Source organism: Enterococcus sp. C63, assembly GCF_040887215.1.
GTDB classification, from domain to species: Bacteria; Bacillota; Bacilli; order Lactobacillales; family Enterococcaceae; genus Enterococcus_B; species Enterococcus_B hirae.
This window is the reverse complement of record NZ_JBFOFI010000007.1, coordinates 165686-187009: the sequence shown is the minus strand read 5'-3', so window position 1 is coordinate 187009 and position 21324 is coordinate 165686. Positions and strand designations below refer to the sequence as shown.

Genomic DNA, 21324 nt, shown 5'->3' with positions numbered 1-21324 from the left:
GAATCGTTCTTAGAATCAAGTAAAGAGACAGATTAACTAATCATCAAAGAAAAAAGTTAACTGTCTCTCCACAATTTTTTATTGATTTGGATGATTTGTAACAAAAGTTCTCACTAAAAAATACTTGTGTGAGATCAAGACGTTTTCTGCGTGTTTAGCCATTTTTCTTTTTGGGTTCGATAAATTGGATACGTGAAGCATAACCACGAGAGGCTAAGTAAAAAGCCACCTAGAATATCACTTGGAAAATGAACGCCTAAATAAATACGGCTAATCCCAACACTTACTATAATAAACGCTAGAAGTATTTGAATCAATGGACGAAAGACCTTTTTTTGAATAATGACAGGAATTAGAAAAATCAGTGTACCATATAAAATCATACTACCAGCTGCATGACCACTAGGAAAACTGTAACTGTGCTCTACCACAAGGTGTTCAAGGGTTGGGCGAACGCGCATCACGAATAGTTTGATCACAGGATTGATGATCCCAGCAATGGCAATAAAATTAACCGCTAACCAAATCATTTCAGGTCTTTTTTTCTTCCACCATAACAAAAATGAAACCAGCAAGAAGACTAAGATGACCGTGAGTGGATTGCCAAATTTTGTCATAAACAGCTGATAAGCATTCCAATGGGGATAGGGAGCGCGGATCATTTCTGTTATTGATTGATCAAATCCCGCCAGTAAAGAAATACGGTATTTGACAATGTAGCCTAAGACTAAAAAGAGCAGTAAAAAACAAGCTCCAGCTACATGAAAAGTTGTACGTTGCTTCATAAATATCCTCCTTTTCAACAATGACTCATTATAGCATTATTCGCTCTATAAATAATATCCATAATTATTTATAGAATCGAGCACTTAATCAAAAAATAAAAAAGGTATTTTATTTGTAAATCACTTTGTAATCTCCTAGACATTTTCAAGTAATATAACTGACATACTTTGACTGGGAAAGTTTAAATCGATTATTTGTTAAAAGTCGTTAAAATCAAGCGGGGAAAGGTGCTATTTTTTTCTCAGTGTTGAACATTACGAAAGGTTACAGTCTGATTACAATAAGCAGTCACACACTTAAATAACTTTTAATAAAGATTAAGAGAAGTTATAATTATTATAATAGTATAGAAATTGTAGATAGAAGTTGGAGGATAGAAGATGGAAAACATTGCAAGAAAAGAACGTAGACGTTTAAATGAAACCAAACGTTTTCGTAAAGTAAAACGTAGTGCTGCACTTGTCGGTACGGCGATGGTCGGCTGTTCTGTGGCAGCGCCATTGATTCAGCCTGTACAAGTAGATGCTGATCAAACCCCCACACAATTCGGTGCCAGAATCAATACAGCAGCGTTTATTGCTGAGATTGCTACGTATGCACAACCAATTGCTCAAGCCAACGATTTATATGCCTCAGTCATGATTGCTCAAGCAGTCGTCGAAAGTGGTTGGGGAAGTAGTGCCTTGTCACAAGCACCTTACTATAATCTATTTGGGATTAAAGGAAGTTATCAAGGTCAAACTGTTTATATGGATACACTCGAATATCTTAACAATAAATGGGTATCTAAAAAAGAACCTTTCCGTCAGTACCCTTCTTTTGCAGAGTCATTTAATGACAATGCCTATGTTTTAAGAAATACCTCTTTTGGTAATGGCTATTATTATGCAGGTACTTGGAAAAGCAACACTAAATCTTATACTGATGCTACTGCTTGTTTGACAGGACGTTATGCAACTGATCCAGGGTATGCTGGAAAACTAAACAATATTATTACAACCTATGGATTGACCAAATACGATACACCAGCTAGCGGCAACGCTGGAGGCGGTGCAACGATTGGAAATGGCGGGAATACGGGAAATACATCCAATTCTGGAAGTACTAGTGGGAACTCAGGCGGTTCTGCAACTACGACTGGTACGACTTATACCGTCAAATCAGGAGACTCCGTTTGGGGAATCTCTCATTCATTTGGAATCACGATGGCGCAGTTAATCGAATGGAATAATATCAAAAATAATTTTATCTATCCAGGACAAAAATTAACAATCAAAGGTGGCCAATCTGCAGGTTCTTCAACCACTAACACTGGTAATAATGCTTCTTCTGGAAATACTTCTGGCAACACGAATACGTCTGGCAGTACGGGACAAGCAACTGGTGCAAAATATACGGTTAAATCAGGCGATTCTGTTTGGAAAATTGCGAATGATCATGGGATTTCGATGAACCAACTGATCGAATGGAATAACATCAAGAATAACTTTGTTTATCCAGGTCAACAGTTGGTTGTTTCAAAAGGTAGTTCTTCAGCAAGCGGTTCTACTTCTAATACATCGACAGGTAATACATCTAGTAATACGGCAAATACAGGAAGTACTTATACTGTCAAAGCAGGCGAATCGGTTTGGAGTGTTTCGAATAAATTTGGAATTTCCATGAACCAACTGATTCAATGGAACAATATTAAAAATAATTTTATTTACCCAGGGCAAAAATTGATTGTCAAAGGTGGCTCATCTTCAAGTAATGCGTCCGCTTCGACAGCTAATAACAAGAACACCGCATCAAGCAATACCAGCTCAACTGCGACAGGGCAAGCGACTTATACTGTCAAGGCAGGCGAATCAGTATGGGGTGTTGCCAATAAAAATGGAATTTCCATGAACCAGTTGATTGAATGGAACAATATTAAGAATAACTTCATTTATCCAGGACAGAAATTGATCGTCAAAGGTGGAAGCAGTAAAGCAAGCGCAACAGCAACAACCAAACCAACAGCTTCAACGCCAGCTTCTACAACTCCAACGGCTTCTTCAACGGGTGATACGAAGTATACTGTCAAAGCAGGCGAATCGGTGTGGGGCGTTGCCAATAAACACCATATTACGATGGATCAGTTGATTGAATGGAACAACATCAAAAACAATTTTATTTATCCAGGACAAGAAGTCATCGTTAAAAAAGGCACTGCACAATCAACGCCAGCGAAATCAGATGAAAAAACCTATACCGTCAAAGCAGGCGAATCAGTATGGGGCGTTGCCGATAGTCATGGAATCACCATGAATCAATTGATCGAATGGAATAATATCAAGAATAACTTTATTTATCCGGGACAACAGTTGATCGTCAAAAAATAAGTAATGACACATGGCAAGAAATCAGTAAATGTGTGAAATAATATTTGAACTTGTAGCATTTATTTGTTACTATGAATCTACACTTTTGAGTAAATAAAAATCAACGCCTGAAAAGGAAGTAGTAAAAAGTCGAAAGTTTTAGAGAGCACATGGTTGGTGGAAATGTGTACGGACGCTTTTGAACTCGCCTTTGAGTTGCGCCTACTGAAATCACAAACAGAGTAAGTAGGAGCGGTGACGACCGTTACAACGTTTGAGGCCTTTGTGAAAAGGCAAAATTAGGTGGTACCACGTAGATTACGTCCTATAAAAAGAGCAATCTTTTTATAGGACTTTTTTGTTTTCTTCAGATGAAGAAGCAAAAAAGTGAGGGAGACCTCACTACACTTCGACAGATTGATGTGGAAGTACAAATAGATCAGGGGGATAGAAAATGAGTTATAACCATAAAGAAATCGAAAAGAAATGGCAAAAATACTGGGCAAAAAACAATACCTTCAATACCCATGATGATCCTGAAAAACCAAAGTTCTATGCGTTGGATATGTTTCCATACCCATCAGGTCAAGGATTGCATGTTGGACATCCGGAAGGCTATACAGCAACAGATATCTTATCTCGTTTTAAACGCAGTCAAGGATTCAATGTCTTGCATCCGATGGGATGGGATGCGTTCGGACTACCAGCCGAACAGTACGCATTAGATACAGGAAATGATCCAGCTGAATTTACACAAAAAAACATTGAAACATTTCGTCGTCAAATCAATTCTTTAGGGTTTAGTTATGACTGGAATCGTGAAGTCAATACAACTGATCCAGAATATTACAAATGGACACAATGGATCTTTACAAAATTGTACGAAAAAGGCTTGGCATATGAAGCAGAAGTAGCAGTTAACTGGGTACCTGAACTTGGTACGGTGATCTCTAATGAAGAAGTGATCGATGGAAAAAGTGAACGTGGCGGCTACGATGTCGTCCGCAAACCAATGCGTCAGTGGATGCTAAAGATCACTGCATACGCAGATCGTTTACTTGATGATCTTGATTTAGTAGATTGGCCAGATAGCATCAAAGAAATGCAACGCAACTGGATCGGTCGTTCAGTAGGAGCAAATGTTGAATTTAAAGTTGCTGGAACAGACAAAACGTACACGATTTTTACCACACGACCAGATACACTATTTGGCGCAACGTACTCTGTTTTAGCTCCTGAATTAGACTTGGTGCAAGAAATCACGACGCCAGAACAAAAAGCAGCAGTTGAAGCATACATCGAAGAGACAGCTAAAAAATCAGATTTGAAACGTACAGATCTAGCGAAAGAAAAAACGGGTGTCTTTACTGGAGCTTATGCCATCAATCCAGTTAATGGAAAAGAGATCCCGATCTGGATCGCTGACTATGTGTTAGCTTCTTATGGTACTGGAGCAATCATGGCTGTGCCTGCTCACGATGAACGTGATTATGAATTTGCAAAAACCTTTGATTTAGAAATTCTTCCCGTGATCGAAGGAGGAAATATTGAAGAGGCTGCTTATACAGAAGATGGTCCTCATATCAATTCTGAATTTTTGAATGGCATGAATAAAGCAGAAGCCATTGCTAAAATGAATGAATGGTTAGAAGAAAATAGTTGTGGGAAAAAAGAAGTCAGCTATCGTTTACGTGACTGGTTATTCTCACGTCAACGTTACTGGGGGGAACCAATTCCGATCATTCATTGGGAAGATGGTACGGTCACAGCTTTACCAGAAGAAGAGCTGCCATTACGTTTGCCTAAAACGACTAATATCAAACCAAGTGGAACAGGAGAATCGCCACTTGCCAACATCGAAGAATGGGTAAATGTTGTCGATCCTGTGACTGGCAAAAAAGGTCGCCGTGAAACCAATACAATGCCACAATGGGCAGGAAGTTCTTGGTATTATTTACGTTATATCGATCCACATAATAAAGCAGAATTAGCGAACTATGAGAAATTAGAACGCTGGTTGCCAGTAGATATCTACATTGGTGGAGCAGAACATGCCGTTCTTCACTTGCTGTACGCTCGTTTCTGGCACAAATTCTTATATGATATCGGTGTTGTACCTACAAAGGAACCATTCCAAAAATTATACAACCAAGGAATGATCTTGGGAGAAAACAACGAAAAAATGTCTAAATCACGTGGCAATGTCGTTAATCCAGATGATGTCGTGGCCAAATATGGTGCAGATACATTACGATTATATGAAATGTTTATGGGACCATTAGATGCATCGATTGCTTGGAGTGAAAATGGACTAGAAGGAAGCCGCAAATTCTTAGATCGTGTTTGGCGTTTGATTGTGGATGAAAACAATAAGATGCGTGATCGAATCACCACTTTAAATGATGGAAAATTAGATAAAGTATATCATCAAACCGTCAAAAAAGTTACGGAAGATTACGAAAATCTTCACTTCAATACAGCCATCTCTCAATTAATGGTGTTTGTCAATGAAGCGTATAAAGTGGATGCACTACCTTATGAATATATCGAAGGATTTGTTCAATTGTTGGCACCGATCGCACCACACATGGGTGAAGAACTATGGGCAATCTTAGGAAATGAGGAAGGGATTTCTTACGCAGCTTGGCCAACTTATGATGAGTCAGCTTTAGTCGAAGATGAAATCGAAGTTGTCTTCCAAATCAATGGTAAGGTCCGAGGAAAAGCTAATGTTTCACGTGACTTACCAAAAGATGAACTTGAAAAAATAGCGATGAACAATGAAACGATCAAAGAAAACATTGCTGGAAAAACCGTTCGTAAAGTGATCGTTGTACCAAATAAATTAGTAAATATCGTAGCTAATTAAAAAGCAGGAACAAGTGAATTATAAGAGATTGTTGAAGGAGCTTTCGATGAAACCCAGAGCCACTTTCAGAATGAAGAACAGATCATTAAAAACAATTTTGGCTGTTTCAGTATTTTAAGATGTTTTATAAGTCGCAATCAGTTCAGCAAGTTTATAACTGACTAAACGTAGGAAAAGAGATTATGACAAAAGTGTCTAGCTCCGAGAAATAAGCCGGAGAAGAGGTTGAGCCATGTGTTGGCTCAACCTCTTTCTTCGGCTTATTTTCCGTTAGAGATTGAAACACCGTGGATAAGATCGTGAAAGAGGCGGATAGCTCCGAGTAGATGCTTAAATACTATTTATTTGTCTTGGGTCACTTCCTCTCAAACTCTTTTATAGAAAAATAAAGTGAAGAGAAACTAAAACAAAGAAAATATTAATTGAAGAGTTAGAACCATTCACCGAGTGGAAGTTTGCTGACGTTTTTTTTTTGTGAATGACTATCCAAGATGAACAGTTATTTTTTGTTAGTTACAAAAGTGAAAAAAACAAAAAGTGTTTTATTAAAATTGCTTATGTCTCATAATATTTGCATCGTGATACCTTTTGAACGTAAACAAATGACACATTTTTTTAAAACATTGTTATTTTTATTTAGTTGGCATGTTTTCTTTTTTTTTTTAATACCAAGCTATAGTATTACGCTATTTTGTTTTTTTTATTTTAGAAAAATGACAGTCCGATGAAACAACCGCAAATCTGTTAAAAATTACCATTCTATCGGTAAAAAAAGGTTTTGTTCTAAGCGGATAATCGTAGATAATTTTAGTGTAGGTGTTTCATATGTTTTTGGAGGTGAGTATACGTAAGATTAAAATGAAAAATTTTTCTTTACATAGTGATTTTTGTTATGTTAATAGTCAAATAAACTATCATCTCATGAGCAAAAAAGTAACCTTTTACAAATATTAGGAACGTTCACACTAGGAATGTTCATAAGAAATAATAAAAATTTTGTTCATTTAATCTTTCCTTTTAGAGAATTTGAGCAAGGAAAAAGAGTGAGTGTATTAGTAAGAGAGGAGGACAGAAAATTTGAAAAGCAAGCATTTGCGAACGATAACAACCTCTTTGTTGTTGTTCCAAAATTGTCTTTATCCATTAACCGTTTTTGCTGAGGAAGCACCACCAGAACTAGATACGGAGTTTGTACAGGATTTACAAAATCAAGGGGAACAACCAGTGATGCAAGAACCTGTTTCACCTGAAACAGCTGCAAACGACTCAACAGAAGAGTCAATCGAGGTAGAAGCGCCAGTAGAAGAAAATACAGAGGAAATCGTAGAAGAAGCACCTGTAGTTGAGGAAGTACCGATCGTTGAAGAACAAGAAGCGGAAGAAGTACCAACTGAAATATCAACTGAACAGCCAACTGAAGTAACGGAACCTGTGACTCCATGGGAAGATCCTGTACCACCAGTCCTTCGACAAAGTGCTGAGTTAAGGAAGAATAATTTACCAAACCTAGATAAATATCGACCTGATCTGATAGCAAATGGGAAAAAAAGTTATATTGAGAAAACGTTAGCGACACAGATTAATCGCACTATTATGTTGGGAGCTGCCGTTGGTTCGAAGACTTCCTTTACTGTGAATGTGCCTACCTATGTGAAGGTCACTCAAGATAAAGATCATGGTTGGATTTCTTGGATAGCAAGTAATCTAACCACAACGGATGATTATCCATACGATACGATGTATTATGGGAATCATTCATCTTACCGCGGAACGTATACGTTAACGATTCCATCTGATCAAAGTGTCAATGGGTACCAAGTGACGGTTACGAAGCCTAGTATTTCTTCTTATGCCGCATCTTTTACCGTCACGATCACTAGGCTGGCATCGACCAGTGCAAAAGAAGATCGATTAGTACTTAACGGAGACGTGAAACTAGGGACGACGGCTGTAGCCTCCCAATACTCTGTTTTAGACTCGATCCCGATCGAAGATGTTTCGTATGTCAATGCTTTGCTGGGAACGATTACAGTGAAGAAAGAGCAACCTGAATTTGAGATCAAAAATGAAGTGACCGTTGAAGCACAAAGAGGAAAAGAACTGTCTACGAGCATCCTAAAATCGTGGTTTTCTACGATATCGGAGAATTCAGGGAATTATGACTATAGTCTGTCTTCCGGACCGGCAGAATGGGCACCTGGAGCAACTGGAAAAGCTACAGTTATTGTCAAAAATAAAACAACGAATAACACGCAAGAATTTACGACTAACTATACTGTTGTAGATACTACTGCACCAAAATACACAGTAATCAGGGATGCACCATTGGAGGCTAGACGAAAAGGGAGTCTCACTGATGAAGAACTAAGGAGTATATTTGAAAAACTAGAAGATAACTGGAGTAAACCGGAGGATCTCCAGATTGAGTTATTTGATTATAACGGTTCCAACGTTCCTTGGGAGATTGCTGGGACTCAACCAGGTGTTGAAATTGTCAAGGTACGTGTGACCGACCAAGCAGGGAATGCTGCTACGGGAAGTGGTTATCGTATCCAAGTGGTTGATACTACGCCTCCTGATGGGAAACTAAAAGACAAAATCGTGATTGAACAAGGAATGGAACTGAAAGATTTAAGAGATTTACTAGAGGGTGATCCAACCGACAATTGGTCCTTGCCAGAAAAAATCAGTCTTTCGTTGGCTGTTGATGGCGGCAAGCAAGTCTCGGAATTACCTAGGGGAGAGCATAAATTTACGCTAACCTTGACGGATGAGGCTGGAAATCCTAAAGAGCTCAAAGGTACGTTACACGTCGGTGATGCGTTTAAAATCAAATCGGAAGTGGTTGTCCAAGCACAAAGAGCCAAAGAGCTATCAACTGAAATTCTCAAAAGCTGGTTTGAACAATTACCAAACAATCCTGACAGTTATGACTATCGTCTAGTCTCCGGACCGGCAGAATGGGCACCAGACACTAACGGACAAGCAACAGTCGCTGTCACAAATAAAGCAACGAATGAAACAAAAGAATATGAAACGAAATACTCCGTCGTAGACACTAAAGCACCCACCGCAACACTTAAAAAAGAGATCGTGTTTGAAGCAAGGCGTACAGGTGCGCTCACGCAAGCAGAACTACGAGAACTGTTGATTGAGAGTGATCTGCAAGATAATTGGAGTTTACCAGAAAAGATTACGATCGGATTGACTAACATCGGATCCGCAAATGAACCGTTTGAACTTGTTGGAAAGGCACCAAGTATGTACAGTAATATTTTTATTACCTTAACAGATGAAGCAGGAAATACGAGTCGATACATGAAAAATATTTCAGTCGTTGACACGCAAGCACCAGAGGGCAAGCTTAAGGAGTCACTGTTTTTTGAAAAAGGCAGTAAAGAGCCAGATTTACGAGAGTTATTAGATGGCGAACCCACCGACAACTGGTCGCTACCAGAAAATATCAAACTTGCGTTAAGCTTCAAGGACGGCAAGCAGTTTTCAGAATTACCTGAAGGGGCGCACGAGTTTACGTTAACCTTGACGGATGAAAGAGGAAATGCTAGAGAACTTAAGGGTAAGTTGTACATCGGTGAACGGTTTGAAATAAAGTCTGAAGTGGTTGTTGAAGCACAACGAAGCCAAGAATTATCTCGGGAAATTCTAGAATCATGGTTTGATAAACGACCAAAAGATACCGATGATTATGAGTATCGTCTGACTAATGGACCGAAAGAATGGGCACCTGGAGCAACTGGAGAAGTAACAGTTGCTGTGAAAAACAAAACAACGAATCACACGCAAGAACTTACTACTAAATATACAGTAGTAGATACGAAGGCACCGACAGCAGAGTTTGAACGGAGTGTTTCATTTGAAGCAAGACGTACAGGCAGTCTTAGCCGAGAAGAGTTAATGAGTGTGATTAAAGAAGGGGCTTTACAAGATAATTGGAGTTTACCAGAAAAGATTACGATTGGGCTGGAGGATCTTCAAGGAGGAAAGTTTGAAGTTGCTGGGAAAGTGCCTTCAGCTACTGCGTATGTTGTAGCCTCTGTTCTAACAGACGAAGCAGGAAACCAACAACACTTTTCACCTATAAATCTATTGATCGAGGATACAACACCTCCAGAAGGAAAGCTAAGAGATTCACTTGTCTATGAGCAAGGAAGTGAAATGCCGGATTTACGAGAGTTGTTAGATGGCGATCCAACTGACAATTGGTCCTTACCAGAAAATATCCGACTTGAGTTAACTTTCGAGAATGGCTTAGAATTTTCTGAGTTGCCTGCAGACGATCATCGATTTACGCTGAAATTGATTGATGAATTTGGCAATAAAACAGAACTAGACGGAATATTGACGATTACATCTAACGCACAATACATCGATGTCACCATTCCTGCACGTATGAGTTTTGTACAGGAGGATATTCTAGCTGGTATCGCTTCACCAAATTATGAGATCAAAAATAATTCCAACCGTCCGGTATCCGTTTATGTGGATGCCATGACTAGTCTTGAAGAAACCGAACGATTAACTGAACTGACATTAGGTTTGCAAAATACGGATCATGAACAAGAGGTAGTTTTAGTATCAAATGGTCAAAATCTATCAGAAACCGTTGAACTTGTCACTTTAACAAGTGAACAGAATGCTTATGAGTTCTCTTTCTTTGGAACAGCAGGTGGCAACATCTTGTCGGAAACCTTAGATGCTTCAATCAGACCTAGTTACTTGATGCAGTTGCATTTTAAAACACCATGAGATATAGATCTATTCAAAAGAGGTCGTGAAAGCATCGGATAGTTCCGAAAACAAACAGAAAGAATTTTTTAACCAACTAAAAAAGAAACTGAGGCAAGTTTTAGCTCAGTTTCTTTTTTTGTATGTTTTTTTCTTCCTAATCGATACGGAAGTATTTCTTTTGTAAAGAAAACGTTTACAATCTATACTTTAAATAGAACGAAAAGGAAGGAGCAAATAAAATGAAAAAAGCATTGATTATTTGTGCAGCAGGGATGTCATCTTCTATGATGGCTTCTAAGACCACGGATCTATTCAAACAAAAGGGGGAAGAAATCGAAGTCGATGCGGTATCTGCGACAGAAGGCGATAAAATGATCAAGTCAAGCGACTTTGATTTATTTCTCATTAGTCCTCAAACCACGATGTTTTTAGATAAGTTTGTTAAACTAGGAAAAACGGTTGATAAACCTGTGGTTAGTATCCCCTTTCAAGCGTATGTTCCGATTCCCACAGGTATTCAGAAATTAGCGGAATTGATTGAAGAAAATATCTAACTAGGAGTGGATAAAGATGAAACAGATCGAAAAAGCATTGTTAGGGCTATTGATCAACTACCAAAAAAAATATATCACTAGTCATGAGCTTGCTTCTGAATTGTCTTTATCTGATCGAACAATCCGTAAATACATGGTTGATGTCAAAGAGAAAATTGAAAAAAATGGGGCAAAAATCATTGCCAAACAAGGACAAGGATATCAGTTGACGATCTTAAAGCCTTTGGCATTTGCATTTTTTTTAAAACATCAAAATATCGCAGCTGATCAAGGCATGTCTGAAATGGAATTTTTTGAAACTGAAGACCGGCAAAAATATCTGTTGAATAAGTTATTGCTAGAAGATGAAGCCATTTTTATGGATGAATTAGAGTCGGAACTCTTTATCAGCCGTTCTAGTTTATCCAATGATCTAAATGAAATAAAGGCAAAAATTGAGCCCTATGCGTTAAAAATTTGTTCTAAACCGCGACAAGGAATGTGGATCGAAGGATCAGAGCAAAACAAGCGCCATTTTATTATGGACACGTTTTTTGGTGATCAAGCAGCGAACTCTTTAAAAGATTATTTAGTGAACAGTCACTTTTTCAATGAATTCAATTTTGAAGAGGTTTTAATCATTATTTTAGATGAGATCCGAGAAGCAAATTTAAAAGTTTCTGATTTTATCATGCAAAATCTAGCATTACACCTAGCATTGACGATCAAGCGAATCAATGAAGGATTCCCCATTGAAGCTTTAGATTTTAGTGAAGAGTTAGTGGATCGCCGTGAATATCAGGTAGCAAAAAAGATCGTTCAACGAATGAATCGTGTGACAAAAGTACCTTTTCCAGAAGCGGAAATTCATTATCTGACATTGCATTTGGTTGCTAAGTCTAATCCCATCGAAAAAATAAATGATGAGCTGCTTTACGAGGAATTAGCAAGAGTGATTGAGCAGCTTGCCGACTTTTTTGGCGATTCACTGATTGAGGATCAACAATTAAAAAATGGTCTGCTTAATCATTTGACGCCAATGGTGGTTCGTCTACGGCAAGGGATTACTTTAGAGAATCCGTTGACTGAGGATATAAAAAAAGAAAATATGGTCGCCTTTGAACAGACGAAAAGAATATTTAGTCAAATGCCTATGTTACGACAATTCACGATCAATGAAGATGAATGGGCGTATCTTACCTTACACATCATGGCAGCTTTAGAAAAAGTCAGAACAGCGAAAAAAATACGGGTATTGATCATTTGTGCAACTGGTTATGGAAGTGCGCAATTGTTGAAGAATCGTGTGCTTGCTGAGTTTGGCGAAATGCTCTTAGTGACCAATGTCAAAGGTTATTACGAGATCAATGAAATGACTTTGATGGGCGTAGATATGATTATTTCATCAATCGATTTATCAACGATGATTTTTAAGATCCCCGTATTACATGTGAGTGTCTTTTTGAATCCACTAGATAGCCAAAAAATTCGACAGACGATTGCGGACTTACAACCTTGTCCGTCAAAAAGAATAAAAACTATTTGCACAGATTCTCCGAAAAAAAGACAGGATTATCATGGCCAGCTTTCTGAAAGATGGTACAAAGTCTATTCTGAAAGACCAACTAAAGAGACGGTGATTTTAGACCTACTCTCGCTTTTAGAAAAAGACGAAGTAAAAGATTATACCCTTGAAATGATGGCACAAATCAGCAAGCGAGAGAAAATGGGACAGATTGTCTTCAGTGAAACCGTTGCAGTCCCACATCCAGCTATTCCAGTAGGGGTCACGACAAAAATTGCAGTCGCAGTGATTCCGGAGGGGATGTTTTGGGATGATTACCAACAGATCAAATTTGTTTTTCTCGTGTCACCATCTTTTATTGAAAACGAAGAAATTACTATAGTGACAAAAGCAATTGTGCAATTAATTGATCGCACAGATTTGCAACAACAAATTTTAATTGAACCAACGTTTGAAAATTTTAGCAATCATTTTGACGAGGTGATTGAATAAGGAGGAATACGTGTGACTGGAAATATGACGAGTGAAGAATTACAAGTCATCGCTTTTGATATTATTTTGCATAGTGGAAATGCCCGAACATTGATTCATGAAGCCTTCAAACTTCTACGGCAAGGAGAAAAAGCGGAAGCGAGTCAACAATTAGATAAAGCAAATGAAGCTATTTTAGAAGCGCATAAAGCCCAGACAAACTTGCTAAAAGAATATGCAAGTGGGCAAAAAATCGAGATGGAGATCATCATGGTCCATGCCCAAGATCATTTAATGACAACAATGACCCTTTTAGAAGTCGCAAATGAAATGAGTTATTTGTATCAACAAAAAGCTTGAAAGAGGAGATTAAGGTGGATGAAACTAAGAAGCAACAATTAGCTTTAGAAAAGAAACAATTTAGTTTGAAAATCATGTACTTCAATCGTTATCTTGTGATTCGTTATTTGACAGCCTTTTTCTTTTTCATCAATCTTAATTGGCTAGTACTACTATTAATCGCAAGAAGCAGTGCCTGGCTACTGCCGCTTAGCTTGCTGGGTTTGATCGTTCCTGCTATCGGTGAACAAGTCATACTTTATCGTACGCACACGAACCGAGCATCTTGGACGAGCAATTATTTTAAGATTCAAGGAATGATGAACGTAGGAATCAGTGGCTTACTACTTACCCCATGGTATCGCTCATTTTTTCCATTTATGGCTAATGATCATAGCACCAAGCTATTTTTACTCGCATTATTTGTAAGCGGTATCTTTATTTGTGGCTTTTGCTGGTTCCGCTTAGAAAAAATTGAACGTAATCAAGACCGTCAATATCAACGTGTTAAACAATATGAAAAGAGTTCACAATTAGGGAAGGGGAGTAACTAATGTTTAAATTTTTGGAAAAGTATTTGATGGGACCGATGGGAAAAATTGCACAAATGAAAATCGTTCGGGCGGTAATGGCAGCAGGGATGGCTTCGATTCCATTTACGATTGTCGGGTCGATGTTTTTGGTTTTGAATATCTTACCTTTACCATTTCCATTTCTTGAAGGGTTTTTCAACGCTACATTTTTTAAAGTCAGTGATTTGTACATGATCATCAACACGATGACCATGGGGATTTTATCCATTTATTTTGCTATTGTTTTTGCTTATGAACTGACTTCAATCGAACGAGATGAACAAGGGTTGAATGTCAATCCTTTAACTGGTTCGCTGCTTGCGGTATTTGCTTTCTTCATGTGTATTCCGGAATTAGTGTTATCCGATGGGAAAGTAAGTTTGATCGCTAGTATCTCAGATACGGAAACTGTCGTGAACGGGATTCGGATGGGCTCATTTGTCGAGCGGCTAGGCACTTCCGGTATCTTTACAGCAATCATCATGTCATATATAGCTGTTGAATTATATTGCATCTGTGTCAAACGGAATTGGGTCATCAAGATGCCTGATGTAGTACCTCCAGGTGTTTCTCGTTCCTTTACAGCTTTGATCCCTACATTTGTGATTGGGTTCGTTGTGATGCTTGTTAATGGTCTATTGGTTGTATTAGGAACAGATATCTTCAAAATGATTGCGATCCCATTCGGGTTTGTTACTCAATTAACGAACACATGGTTAGGGATCATGGTGATCTATTTCTTGATCCATGCACTATGGATCGTGGGTATCCACGGTGCCAATATCATTACTTCTTTCTTGACCCCAATCGTATTAGCGAACATGGCAGCAAATGCACAGGGAGCGAATTTCCCGCTTGCTGGCGAATTTAATAATTCCTATGTAACAGTAGGAGGATCAGGGGCCACATTAGGATTGATCTTCTTCATTGCCTTTTTGGCTAAATCCGATCAATTAAAAGTACTAGGGAAAGCTTCACTAGTTCCAGGTATCTTTAATATCAATGAGCCAATTATTTTTGGGATGCCAATTGTTTATAATCCGTATCTGGCTGTTCCATTTTTCCTAGCACCGATGGCATCGGCTTCACTAGCTTATTTTGCCATTCGCTTCGAGATCGTTAAGCCAATGCTGGCACAAATGCCTTGGCCTTCGCCAGTTGGTGTGGGCGCATTTGTCGGTAGTGGGGGAGACTGGAAGGCGGCTGTTTTAGCAGTATTATGTGCAATTTTAGCGTTCTTCATTTGGTTACCATTCATCAAATACTATGACAATAAACTATTGACTGAAGAAAGAGAAAAAGCAGCCGAATTAGCTGCGGAATAAAGCCATGTGATTTGCTTCAATTAACTCAATAAAAACAAAGATAGAAAACTACGATAAATATGAAGCGGGACTGAGACAAAAGTTATCTCAGTCTCTTCTAGTATCTCTAAAAACGAATAAACGGTGATACAAAAGTAGCATCTTCGGAAATAAGCCGAAATTTACCAAAAATTTGAGAAGCAATTTTCGGAAATTCCTTCTTATTTCTTGATGCTGAACACTTTTGTCTCAACCTCGCTTCAATACGTTTCGCATCTCGTATTTTTTATTGTAAACAAGTGGTATTCATTGAAATATTCAGTCTTCAATCAATTCTTTGACGACTTCATAATCGCCTTTATAAGGAACATCTATCCCATTGATTTTTTGATAAGGATCGACTCCTTTTCCAGCGACTACAACGGAATCTTCGGGATTGCTGATCGCTAATGCTTGTCTGATCGCTTCTGGACGATCCATTTCATAATGAACCTCAAGCTCAGCATTAGTGATAGCTGCATTGATTTCTTCAGCGATTTTTTGCGGATCTTCAAACGCTGGATCATCCGCTGTTAAAAAGACGACGTCAGCTGTTTCTGATAATACTTTTCCGAAATCCTGACGGCGAGAAACTGCTTTGTTGCCGGGGCTACCTAGAACAACGATGACCCGACCCTTCGGATGTTCTTTTTTGGCAAATTCTAATAATGTTTTTAAACTGAGATAATTATGTGCATAATCGACATAAACATGACTGCCATTTTTTTGGATCAACTGATCCATCCGTCCAGGCACACGTGCTGCTTTGAGTCCTTTTTGGGCATCCTCAATGGAGGCGCCAGTCAACGCAGCCGCAATGATAGCACTTGCTGCATTTTCTTGGTTGAAATCACCGGCTAATTGGATCTCATAGTCTGCTTCGATATCAAGTTTTCCGTTGTGTTTGATCAAGTGAAAGGCATGGTTCCCTGAAGTTAAACTTTTTACTTCATAATCAGATTCGGCAGAACGTCCATAAGTGATGTAAGGGACGTTTGCTAACTCAGCCGTTTCCTGTAAAAGATCGAAATGGTCACTTTCATGATCTAAAATCACAGTTTTAGAATTTAAAATCAATTGACGTTTGCAATAGAAATAATCATCAAAGGTTGGATGTTCAATTGGGCTGATATGATCAGGAGAGATGTTCAGGAAGATTCCTACATCTAGCGTTAAACCATATACCCGTTGTGTTTTGTAAGCCTGTGAAGAAACTTCCATCACTAAATGTGTCATGCCATTTTTTACCGCTTCCGCCATCATGCGATACAAGTCTAATGATTCAGGCGTTGTTAAATGGGATTTAAAAAAAGTTTGTCCATCTAAAGTCGTGTTCATCGTTGAAAGCAACGCTGTTTTATTGTTTGTCGCATGATCTAAAATGGCTTTGGTAAAATAGGCTGCTGTTGTTTTTCCCTTAGTTCCAGTGTAGCCGATCACTTGCAATTGATTTTGGGGATACTGATAAAAAGCCATGGAAAGGATCGCCATCGCTTTGCGAATATCAGTCACGATGATACCAGTTGCTGTATTTTCGTAAGGCTGTTCAGCAACGTAGTAGCTCAAACCATTCGAGATCGCACTTGTTAAATACTCTTCTTTGAAATTCAGACCTTTACAAAAAAACAGCGTCTCATGATCTACTTGGCGTGAGTCATAACTTAACTTTTTGAATACAAATTGCTCAGGAGCATCTAAATGCCAACCTTGAACAGAAACAAATTCTTTTAATAAATTTTCTTTGATCAATAATTTACGGATATCTTCTAAAGAGAAGCTCATTGAATCATCCCTCACTTTATTATTCATTGGGTTCTGATTTATTATAGCATACTTCAAAAGAGTTGCTAAAAAGGGAATCAGCTATCTAAAAAGAGAATAGGAAAGAGAAAAAAACTCAAAACGACCGAACGTGTTGAGCTTTTTCTCTTTTTTATATAAAAATTGCTTGTTACTTGCCTAGCATTACTGACCTATCCGAAACGAATCCATAACACATTGTTCCAACAGAACAGTTCTTGATTTTTTTGCACGTAATTCTTGAATCAACAGTGAGAGCATCACGCCTCTAGATCATTTGTGATCGGATAGATCCGTCCCAATAGCTTTAAGAATAGTGAACTTAAAACGATAGAAAATAAGACATAGAGGGTTTCCCTCAATCCAAACACAAGATAATTCAACCAAACAATGATTAGATTCGTTAAGAGTAATCCTTTAGAAACCGGGATACGGAAGAACTTTTGGAGGATGATTGGAGGGATTGTCACGCCACCGTTTGATGCACCAACTGTATAAAGCGTATAGACACCCGTACTAAAAAGTAGACTTCCCATGATCAACGAAAGAAGATGAGAATAAAAAATCGGTGTTTTAGGAATCACATCTAACACAAGTGGAAAGAGCAAACTACCAAATACTGCTTTAATGAAGATCATTTTTCCTAATAAGAGTATAGCTAATAGCAGCATGATGACATTCACTGACCAAACCGTGATGGATCGTGGAATCAAAAGGGCGGTCTCAACTAAATGTCCGATCGCTCCGACTCCTGCTGAAGCAATGTCATGTGGCAGTAAAAACCAATTCAAACCAATGGCAATAAAAACGACACCTAGTAAAATGATCGGTGTTTTTTTCAATTCTTTCAGCATAAGCGCATCCTCCGTTCGCTAATTATAGAACTAGTATAGCATAAGAAAAAAACAACTCGTTAGTAATTATAAATGTTAAATAATAACGAACATTATTGAGGAGAAACTTTATGATAGCTAGAAAGAAAACGTTATCTTAAAAATGTTGAATTTACAGAAAAATCACACAAAAAAGATTGCCAGTTTTCCTTTTTACTATTAAACTGTTAGTAATGTTTTGAAGAAAGTTGGAATCTGATCGATGACTAATCAACGAAAACCAGCAATGGAAAATTTAACACCTCAAGAAAAAATGGCTCGTGGCTCTGCTTGGATGACAGCTAGTAATATCATATCCCGGTTACTCGGGGCTATCTACATTATCCCTTGGTACGCATGGATGGGGGAGAATGCGAAAGCTGCTAATGGATTATTCAATATGGGCTACAATATTTATGCTTTGTTCCTACTGATTTCGACAGCTGGGATTCCGGCGGCGATCGCCAAGCAAACCGCTCGCTACAATTCATTAAATGAATATGGGACTTCTCGGCGTTTATTTATTCGAGCCTTACAGATGATGGGTGTACTAGGACTCTTATTTTCATTATTTATGTATGTGGCTTCGCCTTGGCTCGCACATGCTTCTGGTGGCGGAGCAGAATTGATTCCAACGATGCGATCACTCAGTATCGCGGTACTTGTTTTTCCTTGTATGAGTGTTATACGAGGGTATTTCCAAGGAAACCAAGAAATGATGCCGTATGCACTTTCCCAAATCGTGGAACAAGTCGCACGGATCTTTTACATGTTGCTTGCGACCTTTATTATTATGAAAGTCATGAAAGGCGATTATGTCACAGCAGTTACTCAGTCGACTTTTGCTGCATTTATCGGAATGTTAGCAAGTATTTTGGTTTTGTTGTATTTTTTGAAAAAACAACAGGCGTATTCAGCGGCACGTGTCCAGTATAGTCATAACCAAGTCAACGTAGCGACAAAAGAATTGTTACTAGATACGATCAAAGAAGCGATTCCGTTTATTATTGTTGGGTCAGGAGTGACGATCTTTAAATTGGTGGATCAGTTCACCTTTATTAAAATCATGTCAGCAACGACTGAATATTCCAAAGATCAGTTATTGGATCTCTTTTCAATTTTCAGTGCAAACCCAGATAAATTGACGATGGTCGTGATTGCGCTTGCTACTTCCATCGCTTCTACTGGATTGCCGTTGATCACCGAAGCGGTGACGATCAAAGATCATCGTGGTTTAGCGAAACTGACAAGTGGCAATTTACAATTGTTTTCGTTCTTTATGTTTCCTGCTACCTTTGGCGTGATCTTGCTAGCCTATCCTTTAAATACGTTGTTTTATGCACCTGATAAACTAGGAAGTCACGTGTTGATCCAAGCCAGTTTTGTGGGACTGTTCCTAGGTCTATATATGTTAGTTTCCAATATGCTTCAAGGGATGTTTGAAAATGCCGCAGCGATCCGTTATCTTGCAATCGGTTTTGTCGTGAAGGTGATCTTGCAATACCCAGCGATCCGTCTGTTTGAAGTCTATGGTCCACTATTTGCGACGATGATCGGTTTTGCTGTTTCTTGCACGCTGATTTTAAAAAAGATGCGTCAAGTGGCACGTTTCAAACCAAGTTTTGTTTGGCGGAGAACACTATTGATTTTTATTTTGACACTGATCATGCTGATAGCAGCTGGGGTCACGAAGTCTGTTTTCGGTTTATTCCTCAATCAAGATAGTAAAATTCAGTCATTGTTCTTGATTTTATTTGTAGCTGGTGTTGGCGGTACGGTGTACGCATACTTAGCGTTAAAAATTCGATTAGCAGAACGTCTTTTAGGGCCAAGTATGGTTCGATTACGCCATCGATTAAGGATCAAGTAGTAAATAAAATTTGAAAAAAGAAGTTAGGAATAATGTTCCCTATTATCCCTTAACTTCTTTTTTCAATCAAATGGAGGAAAAGCATGCGATTAGACAAATTTTTAGCGGATGTCGGATTAGGCAGTCGCAAAGAAGTCAAGGCACTGATCAAAAAAGGGCACATCAAAGTGAACGATCAAACCATTAAAAGTGACAAATTCCAAGTAGATGAATGGAAGGATCAAGTGACTTATGAAGGCGAACAGTTCATTTACCAAAAAGATTTTTATTATATCCTCAATAAACCAGCTGGAGTAATTTCAGCCACTCAAGACAACTACGATCAAACAGTGCTTGATCTATTCGACGATACTTCTTATCGAGAAGACCTTTTTCCAGTCGGGCGTTTAGATAAAGATACAGAAGGGTTATTGGTTGTGACAAATGATGGCGGCTTGGCGCACCGTTTACTATCCCCAAAGAAACACGTCGAAAAAGAGTACTTCGCTGAAGTTAACGGTATCATGACCGAAGCCGATGTACAGGCATTTAGTCAAGGATTGACGATTGATGGTGGCGAAGAAACCAGACCTGCTCAGTTATCGATTGTTTCAGTCAATTCGGAAGATGAAACATCGGTGATTCGCTTGATCCTGCATGAAGGAAAATTCCATCAAGTCAAACGGATGGTCAAAGCCGTAGGAAAAGAAGTCACTTATCTTAAAAGAATCCGAATGGGGAACTTCCTGCTCCCAGAAGACTTAGCACTCGGCGAGTATCGACCAATGACAGCTGAAGAAGTCAAGCAGTTAGAGGGAAAGGAAATGTAATCAAACAAAATACAAGAAGAAACAAAAGCCAGCTAGCCTGTTTTTAGGCTCATTGTCAAATGATAAAATGATAGTTAGGGTATCTTTGATAAGCTAAGTAAAAGACATCTTGAATCCTTCGATGAATTGGTTCGCCCAATTCATTCTAAAGGAGTTCAGGGTGTCTTTTCTTATTACAGCCACATCGCTTTAGTTTATATAAAGCAATATAGTTGCTGTTAACAAAAGAGTGAATAGAAGCAGTATAGGATTGATCGTCTGTTTAAAACTCCTGTTCAACTAATCGTGAGTATTGTCTATCTCAAAACGAATATAACTTGTACAGTAGCAACTTAAGTACCTACTAGAATATCAGTGATTTTCATTCTAATGAGCGGCTGATTTTTCTGCATGTTCGACTTCTTTATCTATACCTAACACCCTTTTTTAGGCTCATTTCAT

General features: G+C 38.5%; 13 protein-coding genes and 1 other annotated feature. Of the genes, 10 read left to right on the top strand and 3 right to left on the bottom strand.

The annotated features are described in order from the left end of the window. Positions 1–134: 134 nt before the first annotated feature. On the bottom strand, positions 135–785 hold the full coding sequence (locus tag AB3H90_RS11415; protein WP_010721028.1) for a phosphatase PAP2 family protein: 651 nt from the start codon (positions 783–785) through the stop codon (positions 135–137). Positions 786–1166: 381 nt separating this feature from the next. Between AB3H90_RS11415 and AB3H90_RS11410 the strand changes: the two genes are divergently transcribed. The 8 genes from AB3H90_RS11410 to celB all read left to right on the top strand — a co-directional run bounded on the left by AB3H90_RS11410 (position 1167) and on the right by celB (position 15514). Beyond that, positions 1167–3152, top strand: coding sequence for a muramidase-2 (locus AB3H90_RS11410; protein WP_368016745.1), 1986 nt, complete (start codon positions 1167–1169; stop codon positions 3150–3152). A 99-nt stretch (positions 3153–3251) separates the two neighbouring features. After that, positions 3252–3462: a binding site (T-box leader), on the top strand. 123 nt (positions 3463–3585) lie between these two features. After that, complete coding sequence (gene leuS, locus AB3H90_RS11405; protein WP_010721026.1) at positions 3586–6000, top strand: leucine--tRNA ligase; 2415 nt, start codon at positions 3586–3588, stop codon at positions 5998–6000. Between the two features lie 1077 nt (positions 6001–7077). After that, positions 7078–10767 (top strand): hypothetical protein, encoded by a 3690-nt coding sequence (locus tag AB3H90_RS11400; RefSeq protein WP_368016744.1) that lies wholly within the window; start codon positions 7078–7080, stop codon positions 10765–10767. Positions 10768–10988: 221 nt separating this feature from the next. Next, entirely contained in the window at positions 10989–11303 is a 315-nt protein-coding gene (locus AB3H90_RS11395; RefSeq protein ID WP_010736972.1) for a PTS cellobiose transporter subunit IIB, read from the top strand. Between the two features lie 16 nt (positions 11304–11319). Next, the gene (locus tag AB3H90_RS11390) at positions 11320–13299 is read left to right on the top strand and encodes a transcription antiterminator (RefSeq protein WP_368016743.1); all 1980 of its coding nucleotides are present in this window, start codon (positions 11320–11322) and stop codon (positions 13297–13299) included. Positions 13300–13311: 12 nt separating this feature from the next. Next, the gene (locus AB3H90_RS11385; RefSeq protein ID WP_010721022.1) at positions 13312–13638 is read left to right on the top strand and encodes a PTS cellobiose transporter subunit IIA; all 327 of its coding nucleotides are present in this window, start codon (positions 13312–13314) and stop codon (positions 13636–13638) included. A 14-nt stretch (positions 13639–13652) separates the two neighbouring features. Continuing rightward, the gene (locus AB3H90_RS11380; protein WP_368016742.1) at positions 13653–14171 is read left to right on the top strand and encodes a hypothetical protein; all 519 of its coding nucleotides are present in this window, start codon (positions 13653–13655) and stop codon (positions 14169–14171) included. Further along, positions 14171–15514 (top strand): PTS cellobiose transporter subunit IIC, encoded by a 1344-nt coding sequence (celB, locus tag AB3H90_RS11375; protein WP_010721020.1) that lies wholly within the window; start codon positions 14171–14173, stop codon positions 15512–15514. The genes AB3H90_RS11380 and celB overlap by 1 nt, the downstream gene beginning before the upstream one ends. 297 nt (positions 15515–15811) lie before the next feature. Here celB and AB3H90_RS11370 read toward each other — a convergent pair whose 3' ends face one another. After that, positions 15812–17314, bottom strand: a complete 1503-nt coding sequence (locus AB3H90_RS11370) for a UDP-N-acetylmuramoyl-L-alanyl-D-glutamate--L-lysine ligase (RefSeq protein WP_088774979.1) — start codon at positions 17312–17314, stop codon at positions 15812–15814. 278 nt (positions 17315–17592) lie between these two features. Then, positions 17593–18186: a YitT family protein gene (locus AB3H90_RS11365; protein ID WP_368016741.1), complete on the bottom strand. Its 594-nt coding sequence runs from the start codon at positions 18184–18186 to the stop codon at positions 17593–17595. Between the two features lie 241 nt (positions 18187–18427). Here AB3H90_RS11365 and AB3H90_RS11360 point away from each other — a divergent pair, with 241 nt between their 5' ends. Both AB3H90_RS11360 and AB3H90_RS11355 read left to right on the top strand, forming a co-directional pair. Next, a complete protein-coding gene (locus AB3H90_RS11360; protein ID WP_010721017.1) occupies positions 18428–20074 on the top strand; it encodes a polysaccharide biosynthesis protein in 1647 nt (548 codons plus the stop codon). An 83-nt stretch (positions 20075–20157) separates the two neighbouring features. Next, a complete protein-coding gene (locus AB3H90_RS11355; RefSeq protein WP_010721016.1) occupies positions 20158–20883 on the top strand; it encodes a pseudouridine synthase in 726 nt (241 codons plus the stop codon). Positions 20884–21324: the final 441 nt, after the last annotated feature.

Coding starts and splice junctions, on each gene's coding strand:
- AB3H90_RS11390 (WP_368016743.1), top strand. CDS start 11,320: ATGAAACAGATCGAAAAAGCATTGTTAGGGCTATTGATCAACTACCAA.
- AB3H90_RS11395 (WP_010736972.1), top strand. CDS start 10,989: ATGAAAAAAGCATTGATTATTTGTGCAGCAGGGATGTCATCTTCTATG.
- celB (WP_010721020.1), top strand. CDS start 14,171: ATGTTTAAATTTTTGGAAAAGTATTTGATGGGACCGATGGGAAAAATT.
- AB3H90_RS11360 (WP_010721017.1), top strand. CDS start 18,428: ATGACTAATCAACGAAAACCAGCAATGGAAAATTTAACACCTCAAGAA.
- AB3H90_RS11370 (WP_088774979.1), bottom strand. CDS start 17,314: ATGAGCTTCTCTTTAGAAGATATCCGTAAATTATTGATCAAAGAAAAT.
- AB3H90_RS11365 (WP_368016741.1), bottom strand. CDS start 18,186: ATGCTGAAAGAATTGAAAAAAACACCGATCATTTTACTAGGTGTCGTT.
- AB3H90_RS11415 (WP_010721028.1), bottom strand. CDS start 785: ATGAAGCAACGTACAACTTTTCATGTAGCTGGAGCTTGTTTTTTACTG.
- leuS (WP_010721026.1), top strand. CDS start 3,586: ATGAGTTATAACCATAAAGAAATCGAAAAGAAATGGCAAAAATACTGG.
- AB3H90_RS11355 (WP_010721016.1), top strand. CDS start 20,158: ATGCGATTAGACAAATTTTTAGCGGATGTCGGATTAGGCAGTCGCAAA.
- AB3H90_RS11410 (WP_368016745.1), top strand. CDS start 1,167: ATGGAAAACATTGCAAGAAAAGAACGTAGACGTTTAAATGAAACCAAA.